The sequence below is a fragment of the Nitrospira sp. Vd2 genome, from assembly GCF_979581665.1.
In genome coordinates, this window is sequence record NZ_CEFZSK010000038.1 from 15,245 (window position 1) to 32,786 (window position 17,542).

18 protein-coding genes and 1 pseudogene are annotated in these 17,542 nt (G+C 62.7%); 17 read left to right on the forward strand and 2 right to left on the reverse strand.

Translation table 11 applies throughout. The annotated features are described in order from the left end of the window. Nucleotides 1–8 precede the first annotated feature (8 nt). The 9 genes and pseudogenes from AC1U7K_RS14665 (at nt 9) to AC1U7K_RS14705 (ending at nt 11,241) form a co-directional block, all read left to right on the forward strand. Nucleotides 9–347 (forward strand): cupin domain-containing protein, encoded by a 339-nt coding sequence (locus tag AC1U7K_RS14665; RefSeq protein ID WP_480252233.1) that lies wholly within the window; start codon nt 9–11, stop codon nt 345–347. 8 nt (nt 348–355) lie between these two features. Continuing rightward, nucleotides 356–820: a DoxX family protein gene (locus AC1U7K_RS14670; RefSeq protein WP_480252235.1), complete on the forward strand. Its 465-nt coding sequence runs from the start codon at nt 356–358 to the stop codon at nt 818–820. 128 nt (nt 821–948) lie between these two features. Continuing rightward, a complete protein-coding gene (locus AC1U7K_RS14675; RefSeq protein ID WP_480252237.1) occupies nt 949–3,840 on the forward strand; it encodes a molybdopterin oxidoreductase family protein in 2,892 nt (963 codons plus the stop codon). Nucleotides 3,841–4,213: 373 nt separating this feature from the next. Further along, complete coding sequence (locus AC1U7K_RS14680) at nt 4,214–5,344, forward strand: site-2 protease family protein (protein ID WP_480252238.1); 1,131 nt, start codon at nt 4,214–4,216, stop codon at nt 5,342–5,344. A gap of 91 nt (nt 5,345–5,435) precedes the next feature. After that, the gene (locus AC1U7K_RS14685; protein ID WP_480252239.1) at nt 5,436–6,602 is read left to right on the forward strand and encodes a DNA topoisomerase IB; all 1,167 of its coding nucleotides are present in this window, start codon (nt 5,436–5,438) and stop codon (nt 6,600–6,602) included. A gap of 231 nt (nt 6,603–6,833) precedes the next feature. Continuing rightward, nucleotides 6,834–7,537 (forward strand): annotated as a pseudogene (locus AC1U7K_RS14690) (DUF72 domain-containing protein). Nucleotides 7,538–7,563: 26 nt separating this feature from the next. After that, a complete protein-coding gene (locus tag AC1U7K_RS14695) occupies nt 7,564–9,078 on the forward strand; it encodes a RecQ family ATP-dependent DNA helicase (RefSeq protein ID WP_480252241.1) in 1,515 nt (504 codons plus the stop codon). 146 nt (nt 9,079–9,224) lie between these two features. Continuing rightward, nucleotides 9,225–10,310 carry an SDR family oxidoreductase gene (locus tag AC1U7K_RS14700; protein ID WP_480252242.1) on the forward strand — a complete coding sequence of 362 codons (1,086 nt, stop codon included), beginning with the start codon at nt 9,225–9,227 and terminating at the stop codon, nt 10,308–10,310. Between the two features lie 163 nt (nt 10,311–10,473). Then, nucleotides 10,474–11,241, forward strand: coding sequence for a hypothetical protein (locus AC1U7K_RS14705; protein ID WP_480252243.1), 768 nt, complete (start codon nt 10,474–10,476; stop codon nt 11,239–11,241). A 59-nt stretch (nt 11,242–11,300) separates the two neighbouring features. Here AC1U7K_RS14705 and AC1U7K_RS14710 read toward each other — a convergent pair whose 3' ends face one another. Then, nucleotides 11,301–11,597, reverse strand: a complete 297-nt coding sequence (locus AC1U7K_RS14710) for a response regulator transcription factor (RefSeq protein ID WP_480252245.1) — start codon at nt 11,595–11,597, stop codon at nt 11,301–11,303. Nucleotides 11,598–12,127: 530 nt separating this feature from the next. Here AC1U7K_RS14710 and AC1U7K_RS14715 point away from each other — a divergent pair. The 7 genes from AC1U7K_RS14715 to AC1U7K_RS14745 all read left to right on the forward strand — a co-directional run bounded on the left by AC1U7K_RS14715 (nt 12,128) and on the right by AC1U7K_RS14745 (nt 16,704). Further along, complete coding sequence (locus AC1U7K_RS14715; RefSeq protein WP_480252246.1) at nt 12,128–12,871, forward strand: SRPBCC family protein; 744 nt, start codon at nt 12,128–12,130, stop codon at nt 12,869–12,871. 171 nt (nt 12,872–13,042) lie between these two features. Continuing rightward, nucleotides 13,043–13,288 (forward strand): hypothetical protein, encoded by a 246-nt coding sequence (locus AC1U7K_RS14720; protein ID WP_480252248.1) that lies wholly within the window; start codon nt 13,043–13,045, stop codon nt 13,286–13,288. After that, the gene (locus tag AC1U7K_RS14725) at nt 13,285–14,457 is read left to right on the forward strand and encodes a zinc-dependent alcohol dehydrogenase (protein WP_480252250.1); all 1,173 of its coding nucleotides are present in this window, start codon (nt 13,285–13,287) and stop codon (nt 14,455–14,457) included. Before AC1U7K_RS14720 ends, AC1U7K_RS14725 begins: the two co-directional genes overlap by 4 nt. Before the next feature lie 31 nt (nt 14,458–14,488). Then, the gene (locus AC1U7K_RS14730) at nt 14,489–14,965 is read left to right on the forward strand and encodes a DUF6335 family protein (protein ID WP_480252252.1); all 477 of its coding nucleotides are present in this window, start codon (nt 14,489–14,491) and stop codon (nt 14,963–14,965) included. A 63-nt stretch (nt 14,966–15,028) separates the two neighbouring features. Continuing rightward, nucleotides 15,029–15,319 (forward strand): DUF6496 domain-containing protein, encoded by a 291-nt coding sequence (locus tag AC1U7K_RS14735; protein ID WP_480252254.1) that lies wholly within the window; start codon nt 15,029–15,031, stop codon nt 15,317–15,319. Then, nucleotides 15,294–15,899, forward strand: a complete 606-nt coding sequence (locus AC1U7K_RS14740) for a hypothetical protein (protein WP_480252256.1) — start codon at nt 15,294–15,296, stop codon at nt 15,897–15,899. Before AC1U7K_RS14735 ends, AC1U7K_RS14740 begins: the two co-directional genes overlap by 26 nt. Before the next feature lie 70 nt (nt 15,900–15,969). Beyond that, the gene (locus AC1U7K_RS14745) at nt 15,970–16,704 is read left to right on the forward strand and encodes an FAD-binding oxidoreductase (RefSeq protein ID WP_480252257.1); all 735 of its coding nucleotides are present in this window, start codon (nt 15,970–15,972) and stop codon (nt 16,702–16,704) included. Between the two features lie 15 nt (nt 16,705–16,719). On the opposite strand, the gene AC1U7K_RS14750 is transcribed toward AC1U7K_RS14745, so the two are convergent. Then, nucleotides 16,720–16,938 (reverse strand): hypothetical protein, encoded by a 219-nt coding sequence (locus AC1U7K_RS14750; protein ID WP_480252258.1) that lies wholly within the window; start codon nt 16,936–16,938, stop codon nt 16,720–16,722. A 213-nt stretch (nt 16,939–17,151) separates the two neighbouring features. Between AC1U7K_RS14750 and AC1U7K_RS14755 the strand changes: the two genes are divergently transcribed. Then, complete coding sequence (locus AC1U7K_RS14755; protein ID WP_480252259.1) at nt 17,152–17,532, forward strand: four-helix bundle copper-binding protein; 381 nt, start codon at nt 17,152–17,154, stop codon at nt 17,530–17,532. Nucleotides 17,533–17,542 lie beyond the last annotated feature (10 nt).

A 17,542-nucleotide genomic window follows, 5' to 3' on the forward strand; every position in this document is an offset into this window, starting at 1 on the left:
GGTTTCCCATGATCGATCGTACCGTGAAGAAGGTCAGTTCCGCCTTTTCGCCAAAGGGTCAGATGGGACAGAAGTATTTGGTCTCGGGAAAAAGCCTCTCGATGCGGCTGTGGGAGAGCGAGCCGGCCGGCCCGGCGAAGGAGCCGAGTCAGCGTGAGTACGAGACGGTCGGGTACGTGATCAAAGGCCGAGCGGAATTGCAATTGGAAGGGCAAACGATCTTGCTCGAGGCCGGGGATTCCTGGTTGGTCCCCAAAGGGACTTCCCACAGCTACACGATTCTGGAACCCTTTACGGCGGTGGAAGCGACGAGTCCGCCGGCAGAGGTGCATGGGAGAGATGAGTGAGGTGACCTATGGGTACCTATCCTTTGACCACGCTGATCGGCCGCGTGTTGCTGGCCGCGATTTTCATCATGTCGGCGCTGAACAAGATCGCGAATCCCGCCGGGACGCAACAGTACATGCAGGCCATGGGCATTACGTGGGCGACGTGGCTGTTCTTGGTTGGAGCGATCATCCTCGAGCTGGGCGGCGGCTTATCCGTGCTCGCCGGCTTGTGGACCCGGGTCGGTGCCGCCGCGTTGGTGCTGTTCATGATCCCGACGACGTGGATCTTCCACACGAACTTCGCCGATCAGAATCAGATGATCCACTTCATGAAGAACCTCGCGATGATCGGCGGGCTCTTGTACGTGGCGGGTTTTGGCCCCGGACCGCTGAGCGTGGACGCCTGGTTGACCGGCCGCGGCGCGCGGACGGCGCCTGTCACGTTGCCGTGGATGACAGGATCCGACCGGCGGAGGACGGGAACGGATTGAACGAATCGCATTGGGCCGTGAGGTCCGTTAATGGCGTTAAGTTCGTTAATTCCGTTCTACGGACCTAACGGACAAAACCGACTCAAGGGACCCAACGCCCTCAACGCTTCCATGAAAGTAGGCGCATCATGGCGCATGTGATCAACGTACACTCACGGGACAGCATCCGGGATATCTGGGGTGAGCGGACGCCGACCGTCGATGGCCAATGGCCGACCCGCGTCGATATCCACGTCGCAGAGGAGCCCGAGCGCTGGGTGCAGTCGGCCTGCGTCTTGTGCTCGAACGGCTGCGGGCTCGACATCGGGATCAAAGACGGGCGCATCGTCGGGGTGCGAGGACGCGAGGACGATCGGACGAATCACGGGCGGCTGGGGCCGAAAGGCCTGCACGGGTGGGTTGCCAATCACAGCGCCGATCGCCTGACGCGGCCGTTGATTCGTCAAGGTGGAGCCTTGCGTGCGGCCACGTGGAACCAAGCGATGGAGCTGATCGTCCGTCGCACCAAGGACATCATGGCGACGCACACGGGCAGCGCCATCGGGTTTTACACGAGCGGCCAACTGTTTCTCGAGGAATATTACACGCTGGCGGTGATCGGGAAGGCGGGCATCGGCACCCCGCACATGGACGGCAACACGCGACTGTGCACGGCGACCGCGGCGGCCGCGCTGAAGGAGTCGTTCGGCACGGACGGTCAGTCGGGCTCGTATCGCGACCTGGATGTCACCGACGCGATCGTCCACATCGGGCACAATATCGCCTCGCAGCAAACGGTCCTGTGGACGCGGATCCTCGATCGATTGGCCGGTCCCAATCCCCCCACGCTCGTCGTCATCGATCCGCGGCGGACGGAGACCGCCAAGGCTGCCTACCTCCATCTCGCGCCGAGGGTCGGGACGAACGTCGCGCTGCTCAACGGCATTGAACACCTCTTGATCACGCACGGCTGGATCGACCGCGACTACGTCGAGGCCCACACCGTCGGGTTCGAGGAACTGGCGCGGATCGTGGCGTTGTGGCCTCCGGAGAGAGTCGAACGGGTGACCCATGTGCCGGCGCGGGATCTTGAGGCGGCGGCCGAGATCATCGGGCAGAGCCCGACCCTCATGTCGACCGTCTTGCAAGGCGTCTATCAATCGATGCAGGCAACGGCCGCCTCGGTCCAGGTCAACAACATTCATCTGCTCCGCGGCCTGATCGGCAAACCGGGGTGCGGGATCTTCCAAATGAACGGGCAACCGACCTCCCAGAACACGCGGGAGTGCGGGGCGGACGGTGATTTGCCAGGGTTTCGCAATTGGGAGAACCAGGATCATCTCAACGACCTGGCGCGCATCTGGAACATCGATCCGCTGCATCTGCCGACCTGGGCGCCGCCGACGCACGCGATGCAAATCTTCCGGTATGCGGAAGAAGGCTCGATCAAGATGTTGTGGATCAACGGGACGAACCCCGCCGTCTCGCTCCCCGAACTCGGCCGCATCCGCCACATTTTGAAGAAGGCCGGCTTGTTCGTCATCGTCAACGACGCGTTCGAGACGGAGACGACGGAATTCGCCGATGTCGTGCTGCCGACGGCGCTCTGGGGTGAGAAGACCGGGTGCTTCACCAACGTCGACCGCACCGTTCACATTTCCCACAAAGCCATCGAGCCGCCGGGGGAGGCGCGCTCGGATTTCGGTATTTTTGTTGATTTCGCCCGCCGCATGGACTTTCGGGACAAGGACGGGGCACCGCTGATCAAATGGACGACGCCCGAGGACGCCTTCGAGGCGTGGAAGGTCTGCTCGCGCGGCCGCCCGTGCGATTACAGCGGGATCACCTATGAGAAGTTGAGTCGCGGGCCGATCCAGTGGCCCTGTAACGAGCAGCATCCCGAGGGGACGGAACGGATCTACACCGACGGCGTCTTCAACACCGATGCGGATTACTGTGAGACGTTCGGGCATGACCTGACGACGGGCGCGGTCAACACGCCCGAGGAATATCGCGCCCGCGATCCGAAGGGCAAAGCCATATTCCACGGCGCGGATTATCTGCCGCCGCACGAAGAGCCCGATGAAGCCTATCCGTTCTGGGTGACGACCGGGCGGATTGTTTACCACTTTCATACGCGCACGAAGACCGGCCGATCACGCGAGCTCAGCGAGGCGGCGCCGGATGCGTTCGTGCAACTGTCGGAGGACGACGCGGCACGCCTCGGGATTCGCGAAGGCGACCTGGTCGAAGTCGAAACACGCCGCGGCCGCATCAGCGCCCCCGCACGGGTCGGCGACATCCTGAGCGGCCATGTCTTCGTCCCGTTTCATTACGGGTACTGGGATCATCCGGACAGAGCGCGGGCGGCGAACGAGCTCACCATGACGGAATGGGACCCGGTGAGCAAACAGCCCTATTTCAAGCACGCGGCGGCCAAGGTCCGGAAGGTCGAGGGGCAGTCCATGCGAGAGCGCGTGGCGGAAGTCGCGGCGAGCGTCGGTGAACAATTGAAGACGACGGTGACGGAAGCGATGGAAGTCCCGGCGAAAGTGAAGAAGGCCGTGTTCGCCGCGGAAGACGAGCGCCCGCTTGCGATCTATCTCGGTCTGCTCCATCGCAGCGAAGGCCATCTTGCCGAGGCATTCATGAATGTCGCCGAGCACCACATCGCCGAGCCGGACGTCTATGCCATGTGCACGTTGTTCGCGAAGTGGTCGCGGGAACACATCGAGAAGCTGCGGCCCTTCATCGATCGATATCGGGAAGAGTCGAGCGCAGAGCCGGACCGGCTTCGAAAGGCTCTCTTCGAAGGCCCGCGCACGGGTGGGGTGGGTCTGCTGCGAGACCTCCATGACCTGTGGTTGGCGGCCTCGGAAGTCCATTTAAGTTATGAAGCGCTGGGGCAGGCCGCCAAGGCGCTTCGCGACAAGGACCTGCTCGACGGCTGTGTCAGCTTGGGTAAGGAGACGGACCGCCAGATGGCGTGGTTGCGAACGCGGATTGATCATGCAGCGCCGCAAGCATTGGTTGTAACGTAGCAGGCTGCTGAAACAGGTCTCCAGCGGCGTTCTCAGTCGCCTGCCTCCCTGCGACGTACCCCAGAGGGTACGCCTCAGTCGTCAGGCTCCCAGCGGCCTTGCTGGAGAACCTGTTTGAGCCGCCTGTATTGATATCAAAAACATGAGGCTGAAAATGGCCGCCTGCTCGCTTCGGAAAAATCCTCAACGTACCCTACGGGCAGGAACGCGTCTTGGCGCGCGTGGGGCGGGCGGCTGAAATAGGTACGCCTCCGGTGCGGGCTTCGCCTGCGGCCTTGTTGGAAGACCATTTTGAACATCCAGCAGTTGATTTACTTTTCTGTTTCGTCTTGAAGACACGCAGCACTCGCAACTCAGCACTCAGCACTTCCCCATGCAAGCTCATCTTCGATTAGGCCGGCTCTTCGGGATCGACATCGGCCTTCACTACAGTTGGCTGGTGATCGCGACGCTGATCGCGCTCTCGCTGGCGGGACATTTTGCCGACGTCAATCCGGATTGGCCGCCATCGGTCGTCTGGATGGCGGCGATCGTGACGGCGGTGCTGTTCTTTGCATCGATCGTGGTCCATGAACTGGCCCATGCGCTGGTGGCGCGGTCGAGAGGGCTCCCGGTTCGTTCGATCACCCTGTTTGCACTCGGCGGGGTCGCGTCGATCGAGAAGGACGCCGGGGATGCCAAAACGGAATTCTGGATGGGCATCGCCGGACCGTTGATGAGCCTCGTGATCGCGGCCGGCTGCATCGGGCTGGCATTTGTGCTCGGGTGGAGTGCGAAGCTGACGCCGAGCAGTCCCCCGATGGCCGTGTTGGTGTGGCTCGGCTACATCAACGTCATGCTGGCCCTGTTCAATCTGATTCCCGGATTTCCACTCGACGGCGGACGGGTGTTGCGGGCGGCGGTTTGGTGGGGGACCGGGAACGCGGATCAAGCGACGCGTCTCGCGGCGCGGATCGGGCAAGGCGTCGCGTTGTTCTTCATGCTCCTGGGGCTCTGGCAATTTTTGAGTGGCGCGGGGATCGGCAGTTTATGGATCGCGGTGATCGGGTGGTTCCTGCTCGACGCGGCGGGCGCGGCCTATGCGCAATTGGAAGTGGTGGCAGGACTCCGCGGGCTCCGCGTGCGGGACATCATGGCGAGCGATTGCTTGCGGGTGGACGGCCGGCTGACGTTGCAGCGGTTCGCGGACGACTATCTGTTGAAGACTGCCCAGCGCTGTTTCGTCGTCGAGGAGGCTGGACAGGTTGTGGGGCTGATCACGGCGACTGACCTTCGCCGGATCGAACGGGAGCGGTGGTCGATGGTTCCCGTGAGTGCCGTCATGCGGCCGTTCGCCCATCTTCGCACGGTCACGCCCGACACACCGGTGATCGACGCGCTTCAGGCGATGGGGCGCGAAGACCTGAATCAGTTGCCGGTGGTGTCGAACGGACGAATGGAAGGCATGTTGTCGCGCAGCCAAATTCTCCAGGCCCTGCAAGTGCGCGCGGAACTCAGCATGTGAAAGCCGGACGTGAATCATTACCGTGACTCGTGAACCGCTTTCCATGGTCAAGAGGTTTCTCCCCGTGTCGCGAGTCACGAGTAACGGAACGATGAAGCCCGCGGTCAGCGGCCCCGCACAGGACACGCTGTCTCTTACCAACGGCGTCGACTCCGCCAAGACAGCCGGGCTTCGGTACGTCTCCGATCAGCGTCCGGGAATCCGCCGGCAGAGGATCGGTAAGGGGTTTGTTTATGTTCGACCCGACGGGGCCCGCGTGCGCGATCCCGAGACGCTTCGGCGCATCAAGTCCCTTGCCATTCCTCCCGCGTGGCGGAACGTCTGGATTTGCCCCGAGCCGAACGGCCATCTGCAGGCCACGGGGCTCGATGCGAGAGGCCGCAAGCAGTATCGCTATCATACGCGATGGCGCGAGGTTCGCGATCAGACGAAATATGGGCGGTTGATCGCATTCGGCCGCGCCTTGCCGAAGATCAGACGGCGCGTCGAGCAGGATCTCGCGCGACCCGGACTCCCGCGTGAGAAAATTTTGGCGACGGTCGTCCGGTTGCTGGAAACGACCTTGATCCGTGTGGGGAACGAAGCCTATGCGCGCGAGAACGAGTCGTTTGGGCTGACGACGATGCGGGATCGCCACGTCGCGGTATCCGGCGGGACGCTGACCTTCGAGTTTCGTGGCAAGAGCGGCATCAAACACACGGTGGACCTCACCGACCGGCGGATCGCGAAGATCGTCAAACAGAGCCAGGACCTGCCCGGGTACGAGCTGTTTCAGTACGTCGATGAGCAGGGGGTTCGACGCAGCATCGATTCGTCGGATGTCAATGCGTACATCAAAGAGGTGGCGGGCGAGGAGTTTACGGCCAAAGATTTCCGGACGTGGGCAGGCACGGTGCTCGCCGCTCGGGCACTGGAGGAGTTTGAGCGGTTCGATTCACAGGCGCAGGCGAAGCGCAATGTCCTTCGCGCGATCGAAACGGTTGCCGCGCGGCTGGGAAATACGAAGGCCGTCTGCCGCAAATGCTATGTGCATCCGGCGGTCCTCAACGCGTACATGGACGGCGGGCTCGCCGATATGTTGCGTCGAAAAGTGTCCCGGACGTTACGGCACTCGCTGCACGGATTGCCGCCGGAGGAAGCCGCGGTGTTGGCGTTGTTGCAGGAACGGTTGACGCGCGAGGTCCGGTCGGACACCCGGGAGAAAGCGCGGTCCCTCACCACGCTGTTGCGCGCCTCGCTCAAGAAGAGAGCATCGTGACGGGCGCTTGGCGTGCGAACTCTGCATGTCGAGGAACACAGCCGGGGGATTGACCGACACGCTCACGAGCCTGTCAGCGGGGAAGCTCGACCTCTCGGACCTCCTAAACGCTAAACGTTCGGCGGCCCTCAGCAGCCCATCGCGCTCATGGAGATTCGGATCGGCACATCGGGTTGGCACTATCGCCACTGGCGCGGTCCGTACTATCCTGCCGATCTCGCGCCATCCCGAATGCTCCCACACTATCTTCTCGATTTCGATACGGTCGAACTGAATGCGACGTTTTACCGGCTTCCCACGCCCTCGGCCCTCGATGAATGGTATGCGACCGCGCCGCGCGGGTTTTGCTTCGCGGTGAAGGGCAGCCGGTTCCTCACCCACATGAAGAAGCTCAAGGACCCGGAGGCGGGGCTGGCCCGGTTCTTCCCGTTGGTGGAGAAACTTCGCGAGAAACTGGGGCCGATCCTGTTCCAGTTGCCGCCTCATTGGCCGTGCAATCCCGACCGACTCGCTGCGTTCCTCGCCGCGCTGCCGCGACGCCACCGCTATGCGTTCGAATTCGGGAAAGAAGTTGGCACTGCCCGGCTGTCTACCGTCTCCTGGAACGTTACGATGCCGCGCTGTGCGCGTACGAGCTGGCCGGTTTTCAGTCACCGGTGCTCCTGACGACGGATCTTGCGTATGTGAGGCTCCATGGGCCGGGTGGCGCGTATCAAGGGGATTACTCTCGACGGACGCTCCGAGCATGGGCGCGCCGCATCGAGTCATGGAAGGGTGAGGTGCGGGCCGTCTATGTGTACTTCGACAACGATCAAGCGGCCTATGCGGTGAAGAACGCGCGCGAGCTGAAGAGTCTCCTGAGTGGTGCGGCGGGCGTCGGCGAAAGGCGGACGGCTGCGCCGGCACCGGCGCCCAAAGTCCGACGCGCCGGTTGAACACGCGACGAGAGACGGGAGGACGGATGAATCTGGCGTGGAAATGGACCGCGGAGAACGAACGCAAAGCGATGGCGCGCCTTGGCGTGCAGCGATATCGGCCCGGTCAACGCGCGATTATCGACGCGGTCAAGCGGGGAAAGGACGTGCTCGGGATCCTCCCCACGGGCGGCGGAAAATCGTTGTGCTATCAGCTCCCGGCCTTCTTCTTTCCCCATGCGGTCCTTGTAGTCTCGCCGCTCATTGCTTTGATGCAGGATCAGCAGGAGAAGCTTGAAGACCGTCACATCGCCGCCGCCAAGTTGAACTCGACGTTGACTCGGGCGGAGGAGCGGGACGCGGTGGACGACATTCGCGAAGGAGAACCTGAACTGATCTATGTCACGCCGGAGCGGCTCGAGCAGCGTGACTACCTCGCGCTGCTCGCGCAAACCGGCATCTCGCTGTTCGTCGTTGACGAGGCGCATTGCATCTCGCAATGGGGTCACGACTTTCGTCCGGCCTACCTCTCCCTCCGTGACGCGGCGCGCGCTGTCGGGCGCCCGCCGATTCTCGCGCTCACGGCAACCGCGACCCCGGCAGTCGTCGACGATATCGTGAAGCAGCTCGACATGCGTAAGCCCGAGATCGTCAATCTGGGGATCGACCGGCCGAACCTCTCGTTTGACGTGATCCGGACGGTCAACGAAGAGGAAAAGTTTCAGGCGTTGCTCGATGTCCTCAAGGAGGCGGCGGGGCCGGCGATCGTCTATGTGGCCACCGTCAGGCTGGCCAACGACCTCTGGACCCGGTTAACCCGGGCGGGCGTGACCGTCGGTCGATACCATGGTCGACTTCGCGTTCGCGAACGGGAGGAGACGCAAGCACGGTTCATGCGGAATGCGTACCAGGTCGTCGTTGCGACGAAGGCCTTCGGGCTTGGGATCGACAAGGCCGATCTGCGGTGCGTCGTCCACTACACGATTCCTGACTCGATTGAAACGTACGTGCAGGAGGCGGGACGCGCCGGACGCGATGGGAAACCGGCTAGAGCCGTCTTGCTCTATCGTTTGGAGGATCGCCGGGTCCAGAGCTTTTTTCTCGGCGGCAAATATCCTCGGCGGGACGAATCACTCGAGCTATTCCGTGCCCTGTCGGAAATGGTTTCGCAGAGAACGGGCGGCCCAGGCGTGTCGATCCGGGCGTTGGCCGGGCAGACCGGCCTTCCCGAGAATCGCGTGAAAGTCATCGTGGCGCTCTTGGAATCGATGGGCATCGTGTCGCGCGCTCGGGGCGTCCGACAGCTTCGCAACTTTTCTAGCGCGCAGGAATTCGAAACCTTCCTGGATGAATACGAGACCCGCCATGCCGACGATCGGGAACGGTTGGAGGCCATGATGCGCTATGGGCAGACGACCCGATGCCGCGTCTGCTATCTGGCCGGCTACTTCGGGCAGGAACGTGACGAGCCGTGCGGCCGCTGCGACAACTGCCGGCGCGGCTCGGCCGAGAAGCGCGTGGATGTCGAGGCGGTGCTCCGAGGCGAACGCAAAGCCGTATGACGGGAAGCGACGTCGCGCACCTCGCTCTCGGTCGTCCGCGGACCGCGGACAAAGCCGGGATGGGGTGATGCACAGGGATGAAGCGGCGTCGCCGATAGGACGGTCAACGGCCTTTCCCTACAATGCGGGCTCAAGGAGGAAGCGCCATGAGAGGAAACGGAGGAAGGGAAAGGCCCGAGGTGGTCGTCATCACCGGTGCGTCAGCGGGCGTGGGGCGGGCGACCGTCCGCGAGTTCGCCAAGCGCGGGGCTTCCATCGGCCTGCTCGCGCGCGGTCGGGAAGGATTGGAAGCGGCACGGCGCGAGGTGGAAGAGCTCGGCGGACGAGCCGTCGTGTTGCCGACCGACGTGGCCGACGCGGCGCACGTCGAAGCGGCGGCCGCCCGGGTCGAAGAGGAATTCGGGCCGATCGATATCTGGATCAACAACGCGATGGTGTCGGTCTTGTCTCCGGTGAAGGAGATGACCGCGGAGGAGTTTCGGCGGGTCACCGAGGTCACGTATCTGGGGTACGTGCATGGGACGCTGTCCGCACTCAAGCACATGTTACCCCGGGACCGGGGCGTTATCGTGCACGTCGGCTCGGCGCTGGCCTACCGGTCGATTCCGCTTCAGTCCGCCTACTGCGCGGCGAAACACGCGATCGAAGGGTTTACCGAATCGTTGCGATCGGAGCTGATTCACGACGGCAGTCACGTGCATGTCACGATTGTTCAACTGCCCGCCGTGAACACACCGCAGTTCAGTTGGATCAAGACGCGCATGCCGCGCCATCCGCAACCGGTTCCGCCCATCTACCAGCCGGAGGTGATCGCTCGTGCCATCGTCTGGGCGGCCCACCACCGTCGACGGGAACTCAGCGTGGGTTGGCCGACCGTCAAAGCGATCGTCGGGGACAAATTCATCCCGGGTCTGCTCGATCATTACCTGGCCTGGGTCGGTTATGACGCTCAGCAAACGGACCAGCCCGTCGACCCCGACCGGCCGAACAATTTGTTCGAACCGGTGAACAAAGATTTCGGCGCGCATGGGCAGTTCGATGACCGCGCACGCACTTCCAGTCTGCAACTGTGGGCGAACATCTATCGCCGCTGGTTGGGAATTTTGGGCGTAGCATTCGCGGCCGGCGTGGCATGGCAAATGTATAGACCAGAGAGAGCGGCATACACGCGACGCCCGCTTCGCTCAGACGCACAACGGAGGACGCAGGAGGAGTACGCGGCTGCTAGGTAGGAAGTGTCCGTACGGCTTTCTCCGCCATCACGGTGGGTGTCTAAGAGACGATGAAGTGCGCTGATGGCCGGTGGCGAAGTTGTACCGGGGAGCGCTCTAGTGGCAAGTACAGAAGCGGGCAGCAACGATTCCACTTCCATGTGAAAGGCGACAAGGAGGCGTTATGAGAAGGATGCAGTATATTGCGGCGGCGGCTTTGCCCCTGGCGCTGCTCGCCGCTTGTCAGTCGACGCGTGATCGCGTTCCCGCAGACCGCTATTCGTCCGCGGAGCATGAACGCACGTTGGTGAATGAAATGAACATCAATCGGCCGGGCAAGATCGGCGAAGCGGCGGCGAGCGAGCAGGATAACCGCGCGTTGCGCGAGTCGCTCTCGACACACGCCCATCGAGCACAACCCAGTAGCAACGCGACGACCGCGACGATCAACGAGACTCCCGAGGGGAAGGCGTTACCGCGTTTGCAGGACGAGTCGATGACGGGCCCAACGGCCCTTCCTTCGGACGTCGCGCCGGCGCAGCCACCGACGGTGATCGAAGAGCGGACGATCGTGATCGTGCCGACCGAGACCCCGGAAGAAGCGATGGCGCGCCGTGACCGCGAATCTCAGGACATCGCGTTGCGGCAACAGGCGCAGCAAGGTGAGATGGAGACGGCCAAGATCGGCGATGTGATGGAGTATGAGCCGGACTTCCGGAAGAACTACGATCAAAACTATGCCGAATCCGGGTACGCCTACGAGCAGTACCGCCCGGCGTACGTCTATGGGTATGAGTTGGCCAAGGATCCGAACTATCGTTCGGTGAGGGACTGGACCGAGTTGGAGCCGCGTGTGTCTCGCGAATGGGACGAGGGCGCGATGGGACCGTGGACACGCTATAAAGATGCCGTCCGGTACGGCTGGGAACGGGCCAGGGAAGGAAGGAGCTAGCGGACGAGGAGCCGGGCGCTCGGCGCCCGGCTCTTCCCGCATCAGGCGATCAACAGACGTTATGACGCTTCTCGGGCCAGCGCAGCCGGTGTGGCGGTCACGCACAATGGGTCGGCGGGCATTCGCCGGCGTCGCAACATCGAACGGAGCAGCGCGCGACGGACGACCGAAAAGAAGACGTCGACCACGAAGGGCTTGTGGATGAAGGCATAGGCGCCGAGCCGCAACGCCTCCTTCTCGAGTTGGGGATCACCATACCCGGTAATCAGGACCACCGGCGTATCGGGCCTGACCTCCTTGCAGAGTTTCAGCAATTCGATCCCATCCATACCCGGCATCCGCACATCGCTGATCACGACATCGTACTCGACGGACCGAAGGAGGTCGGCGGCTTCATCGGCGGAAAGCGCCGTGTCTTACCGTAACCCGCCACCGGCGTAGCTCGACGGCCTCGGACAGCGCGTCGAGAAAGACCTCTTCGTCGTCGATCACTAAGATTCTCGCCATTGCCGCACCTGCTGCTGAGACATCGAGCAATGACCCTATAGCAACCACCTTACCCGATGCTGCATCCTTCCTCTATAAGAGAGAAAAATACTTACGTGTCCGTACTCGGCCGACACGATTGGTCCCGAAAGCGTGCCGTGCCGCGAGTTGGGGTCGATCCGCGCCTCGGGGCTGGCCACGGGCCTTTTTTACCGCTGGCACCTCTCGGAATGTCTGTCCCTGTTGAGACAGAGTGCTCGCCTTCTTCGATCCTCGCTCGCTCCACGGTCTCAAGTTTTTTGCGAAAAGGTGTATGTTCCGGCTGATGGCATCATTCGTCCCCCACGGAAAGTCGGTCCGCCGTTTGCACGAAGAACTCAAAAGGAACTGGAGGAGCACCATGGGACGTGCGAGCAAAGAGCGGCGCGTTGAACCGGACATCGAAACAGGCCTCGGGGGCGCGGCGATCAATCTGACCGATGTCGAGCGGGCCGTATCCGGTGTCGCAGGGCTCGCCTTGACATTGTACGGGGCGCGGCGTCGCGGGGTGAGCGGCGCAGCCCTCGCGCTCATCGGGACCGGTCTCTTGTACCGGACGCTGACGGGACATAGCCGGTTGTATGAGGCGTTGGGCCTTCATCTCGTGCGAACCACCCGAGGCGCCCAGCGAATTGAAGTCGTGCGAAACATGACCATCAATCGACGGCCGGAAGAGCTTTACCAGTTCTGGCGTCGATTGGAGAACCTGCCACGGATCATGCGTCACCTGGAATCGGTGCGCGAGGTCGACGGCAAACGGTCCCATTGGATCGCGCGAAGCCCGGGGGGCGGTACGATCGAATGGGACGCAGAAATCGTGAACGAGAAAGAAAACACGCTGCTCGCCTGGCAGTCTTGTGAAGGGTCGGACATCGCCCACTGGGGTGTCGTGCGGTTCGCCCCGGCACCGGACGACCGGGGGACCGAGGTGACGATCGAACTGGAATACGAACCGGTCGCCGGCACCTTTGGCGCGGCGATCGGCAAGCTGCTCGGTGAAGAGCCCGGCGTCCAGCTCAGCGATGATTTGCGGCGGTTCAAGCAACTGATGGAAGCGGGGGAGGTGCCGACGATCGAAGGGCAGCCGAGGGGACCGAAACGATGAAGAAGAGGAGGCGCGCCCGGGCGCCCTTCGTGCTCGCGGACCGCGCACGATCGGAATGTGCTCGGCCGACGCGCGCAGTAAAGGGCGACCCGGGCACGCCTCCAGTGAGTCGTCGACAGTGAGATAATAAGGGAAATAAAAGGAAAGATAGAAAGAAGACGAGAGCCACTGATGCCGAATCAGAAGGATCGAAAAAAGAAAGCCGGGGGAAACAAGGGCAAGAAGACCGAGCGCATGCGGAAGGCGCTGGAGGAGCGGAAGGCGCGGGCCGCGCCGCCGAAAAAATCGCGGACGGCGTCGAAATATTATTCGACGATCGACAAGCCCCAAGAACTGAAACGATTCGTCCCGGGCGGCGCGGATGACAAGTACACGAAGGGGTCGCGCGGTTGCAGTGCGCGAGGAGGGGCACGATGAAAGCCGTGTGTTGGTACGGAACCGAGCGGGTCCGGGTGGAGGAAGTGCCCGAGCCGAAGCTCCTCAATCCGCGGGACGCGATCGTGAAGACGACGCTGACGGCAATCTGCGGTTCGGATCTGCATCCACTCTATGGCGGCTATAACCCGACGATGCAGGCGGGCGATATTCTTGGCCATGAATTCATGGGCGAAGTCGTCGACGTGGGGCCCGAGGTCAAGAGCCTCCGGCCCGGCGATCGCGTGGTCGTCCCGTTCGCCATCTCATGCGGGCAGTGCTTCTACTGCAAGCGGCAGCTCTGGTCGCTCTGCGACAATACCAATCCGAATGCCTGGATGGCGGAAGCCTTGTATGAGGATTCGAGCGCCGGCCTGTTCGGGTATTCGCACTTGTTCGGCGGTTACGCCGGCGGGCAAGCCCAGTACGTTCGGGTGCCGTTCGCGGATGTCGGGGCGGTGAAAATTCCAGCCGGCCTCTCGGATGAGCGCGTGCTCTTTCTCTCCGATATCTTTCCCACTGGCTACATGGCGGCCGAGAACTGTGACATCCATCCGGACGATACGATCGCCGTCTGGGGGTGCGGCCCGGTCGGCCAGTTCGCCATACGGAGCGCGTATATGCTGGGCGCGACACGGGTGATCGCCATCGATCGGGTTCCGGAGCGGTTGGCGATGGCGAAACAAGGCCGCGCGGACGTGATCAACTACGACGAGGTGGATGACGTCGTCGAGACGCTGCGGACGATGACGGGAGGGCGCGGTCCGGATGCGTGTATCGATGCGGTCGGCATGGAAGCACACGGCGCCACGCTGGCGGCGTGGTACGATCGCGTGAAGCAAAGCATGCATCTGGAAACCGACCGGCCGATCGCGCTCAGGGAAGCGATCCGAGCGTGCCGAAAGGGTGGCACCGTGTCGATCCCCGGAGTCTACAGCGGATTCATCGACAAGGTACCGATGGGCGCCGCGTTCAGTAAGGCGCTCACCTTCAAGATGGGGCAAACGCATGTCCATCGTTACACGCGTCCCTTGCTCGAACGAATCGAGCAGGGCGAGATCGATCCCTCCTTCGTGATCACGCATCGTATTCCGTTGGAAGAAGCGCCCGCGGCCTACCGAACGTTTCAGGAGAAACAAGACGGCTGCATCAAGGTCGTGCTCACGCCGTAGCAGAATGGAACATTCCGACAAAGGAGAGACCATGGCCGAGAACGACAAAGAGGAGCGCGATGCCGACGAGGTCATCCGCGAGTACTACGAGAGCCAAGACACGTCGGATGCCGATGCCGACGAAGAAGTGAAAGAGGAGTTTCGGGAAGCACAGGCACAACGCGGTGCCGAGACCCGTCGCGGTGCGATCGAGGACTATGAACCCGGTGCGATGGCGACGGCAGGCGGCGATGTGGATGCGCGATGGGACCGCGAAGATGTCGGCGATGAGACCGTGAGCGGGCAGCATGCCATGCCGGATCAGGATATCGTCGAGGAAGTCGGCGAGGCGGTCGGGTTGACCTTTCAGGATACCGAGCCGTTGGGCGCGGCGGCGAAGATCGAGCAGCGCGACAATGAGCGATGGGAACTGAATCCGGCGTCGTCCGAAGATTACCAAGAACGGGTACGAGAGGAGACGGGAGCGCAGAATTCGGAGGAGCGCCGACGCCAGAAGCGCGCGGGATGACGCACAATGAGACGAGGCAGGATGCTCCAGGAAGCCACATCCTGCGCATCGAAAGGAGCTGGCATGCCGGAACGAAAGACACGTGAACGGGCCAGGCAGAAGAAGCGAGCAGGCAAAGCGCCATCGACTCAGGCCGGCGAGTACGTACGGGAAGAGATGCACCATATGAAGCGAGGAAAGCACCGCGTCAAGAATCGCAAGCAAGCGGTGGCGATCGGCCTGTCGAAGGCGCGCCGAGCCGGCGTGAAGGTGCGGCCGAAAAAGAGCAGCAGCTCGCGCACGGGGGCGAAAGCGACGAGTCGACGCCGTTCGTCGAGCGGAGCAGGTCGTGGGAGAGCAAAGCGGCGATCGTAGCATCGCGAAGCCTTGTGCCGAGTCTGCGGACCGTCGCGTCGTCGCGGGCCTCTTTCCCGACCTTCCCTCTGCCGCTGGGGCCGTGAAGGACCTCAAGGCGGCGGGGTTCTTGGAAGGGGACATCGGTCCTGCCCTCCGCAACACGGAGGACAGCCCGACGCCTCCGCCCATCGCTCCAGCCACACGGGCGCCTGAAGAGGCCGCGGCCGGTGCCGTCGGTGGCGGTGTGTTGGGAGGACTGACGGGGCTGCTCGTGGCCGTCGGTGCCGTCACGGTGCCAGGCCTCGGCCCGCTGCTCGCCGGTGGCACGCTGGCCGGCGTAGTGGGAGCCACCGGGGCGTCGATCGTGACGGGAGCCGGTGTCGGCGCCGCAGCCGGCGGGTTGATCGGGAGCTTGGTCGGGCTCAATATCCCGGGCGAGCACGCTCAGTACCTCGAAGCGGGTATTCGAGCGGGACGCGTGCTGGTGACCGTCGAGACACGAAACCGAGTGGAAGAGGTACGGCGCATCCTTGAACGTCACGGCGCGGACACCGGCGTAGGAGGACAACGCGCGAACGGCGAGAGGATCGCTTCCTGACGCCTATGCGCCGGGTGCTTCTCCGTTCCTCGGCGGCTTAAGTTTCAGGCCCGGTTGACGGCACGTCGCGATGCCCTTGGAAGTCTTCGAAGCCCGAGTTCGTTCCGTGCGGGATTTGACGCATGACGTGCGAGAATTGGACCTCGAGCTGATTCATCCCAAGGAGATCGTGTTCAAGGCCGGGCAATTCATCTCCTTTGAGTTGGTCTCCCCGACGAGCGGCCGTCCCGTCGTCCGTCCCTATTCAATCGCCTCGTCGCCCGCCGAACCCGACCACGTGACGCTCGTGTTCAATCGGCTCCCGGGAGGGATCGGCTCCACGTACCTGTTCGGCTTGACGGTCGGCACGACGGTGGCGTTCCAAGGGCCTGACGGGTCTTTTCACCTACACGACCGACAGCGGGACAACCTCTTCGTCGCGACAGGGACGGGCATCGCGCCGGTGCGCGCCATGCTGATGGATCTGTTGTCTTCGCCGTCGCACGGACGGGCGCGGCTCTATTGGGGGCTGCGCAGTCGACGCGATCTGTATTACCAGGAGGAACTCGAAGCATGGGCGACCGAGGATGATCGGTTCACGTTCACGACGACGCTGTCACAGCCCGATGCTGAATGGCACGGGGCGGCGGGACGCGTGACGGTCCCGGTGCAGCAACACGTGACGTCGGTCGCGAACCTCGCCGTCTACCTGTGCGGCAACCATCGGATGATCGACGACGTGACGCAGCTCATTCGTGCGAAAGGACTCTGCCCGATTTACCGGGAAATCTATTACGACGATCCGCCATCACACCCGGACTATTGAGACGGCGCGTTAGGGTTATTGATGCCCCGGCTGCTCTTGCCGCATGAAGTTCCTCGATTGATCGGGCTCGCAGTGGAACCCGCCCCGGGGCACTCGCAGGCCGTCGGTGGTGGATTCGCCGCTGTCGTCGACTTCGATGACGATGCACAGCCCGTCAGCAGAACGGCGATCAAGACGACTGGGATCATACGTCTCCTTCGCTTCAGCGTGGACCAGCACGGCCATTGTTGCCATCGGTGAATGAAGCACCGCGTGTCCCCAGGATACCGAGTCGACGCGCTGAAGTTGGCAACTCCGTTCGCACGTACCGGCGGACCTTCTCCTCGTCGTTTCGCCGATACAGCCGTCAGTCACGGGCCTATAGCGAGGCGTGCGGGTTGGGTCTAACGTCAAATTAACTGCTCCTGTGTAAGTCCGAGCAGCGAGCAACAGGAGAGGGAGGCACCGATGCATGACAACAAGCGGACACTGACCCAGGAATGGAAGGATTGTATTGCAGCGTGTTTTCGGTGTGCGCAAATTTGCGAAGAGTGTAGCGACGACATGATTGGGATGGAGCATCAACACGAGAGCCAGCTCATGGAGCAGTGTATTCGATTGTGCCGGGAATGCGGCGATATCTGCGTGCTGGCAGCCCAATGGATGAGCCGCGTGTCGCCGCTCGCCGAGCGCCTGTGCGCGTTCTGTGCCGAGGTGTGCGAACGCTGCGCCCAGGTCTGTGAGCAACACGCGCCTCACCATGCGCTCTGTGGGCCTTGTGCCGAAGAGTGCCGTCGCTGCGCCGATATGTGCCGTCGGATGAGCAAGACGACGGCGAGAGCGGCGTAGGCACGATGCG

What these genes read in the sequence shown, in the direction of transcription:
- AC1U7K_RS14665 (WP_480252233.1), top strand. Translation starts at nt 9, where the DNA reads ATGATCGATCGTACCGTGAAGAAGGTCAGTTCCGCCTTTTCGCCAAAG.
- AC1U7K_RS14670 (WP_480252235.1), top strand. Translation starts at nt 356, where the DNA reads ATGGGTACCTATCCTTTGACCACGCTGATCGGCCGCGTGTTGCTGGCC.
- AC1U7K_RS14675 (WP_480252237.1), top strand. Translation starts at nt 949, where the DNA reads ATGGCGCATGTGATCAACGTACACTCACGGGACAGCATCCGGGATATC.
- AC1U7K_RS14680 (WP_480252238.1), top strand. Translation starts at nt 4,214, where the DNA reads ATGCAAGCTCATCTTCGATTAGGCCGGCTCTTCGGGATCGACATCGGC.
- AC1U7K_RS14685 (WP_480252239.1), top strand. Translation starts at nt 5,436, where the DNA reads ATGAAGCCCGCGGTCAGCGGCCCCGCACAGGACACGCTGTCTCTTACC.
- AC1U7K_RS14695 (WP_480252241.1), top strand. Translation starts at nt 7,564, where the DNA reads ATGAATCTGGCGTGGAAATGGACCGCGGAGAACGAACGCAAAGCGATG.
- AC1U7K_RS14700 (WP_480252242.1), top strand. Translation starts at nt 9,225, where the DNA reads ATGAGAGGAAACGGAGGAAGGGAAAGGCCCGAGGTGGTCGTCATCACC.
- AC1U7K_RS14705 (WP_480252243.1), top strand. Translation starts at nt 10,474, where the DNA reads ATGAGAAGGATGCAGTATATTGCGGCGGCGGCTTTGCCCCTGGCGCTG.
- AC1U7K_RS14715 (WP_480252246.1), top strand. Translation starts at nt 12,128, where the DNA reads ATGGGACGTGCGAGCAAAGAGCGGCGCGTTGAACCGGACATCGAAACA.
- AC1U7K_RS14720 (WP_480252248.1), top strand. Translation starts at nt 13,043, where the DNA reads ATGCCGAATCAGAAGGATCGAAAAAAGAAAGCCGGGGGAAACAAGGGC.
- AC1U7K_RS14725 (WP_480252250.1), top strand. Translation starts at nt 13,285, where the DNA reads ATGAAAGCCGTGTGTTGGTACGGAACCGAGCGGGTCCGGGTGGAGGAA.
- AC1U7K_RS14730 (WP_480252252.1), top strand. Translation starts at nt 14,489, where the DNA reads ATGGCCGAGAACGACAAAGAGGAGCGCGATGCCGACGAGGTCATCCGC.
- AC1U7K_RS14735 (WP_480252254.1), top strand. Translation starts at nt 15,029, where the DNA reads ATGCCGGAACGAAAGACACGTGAACGGGCCAGGCAGAAGAAGCGAGCA.
- AC1U7K_RS14745 (WP_480252257.1), top strand. Translation starts at nt 15,970, where the DNA reads ATGCCCTTGGAAGTCTTCGAAGCCCGAGTTCGTTCCGTGCGGGATTTG.
- AC1U7K_RS14750 (WP_480252258.1), bottom strand. Translation starts at nt 16,938, where the DNA reads ATGGCAACAATGGCCGTGCTGGTCCACGCTGAAGCGAAGGAGACGTAT.
- AC1U7K_RS14755 (WP_480252259.1), top strand. Translation starts at nt 17,152, where the DNA reads ATGCATGACAACAAGCGGACACTGACCCAGGAATGGAAGGATTGTATT.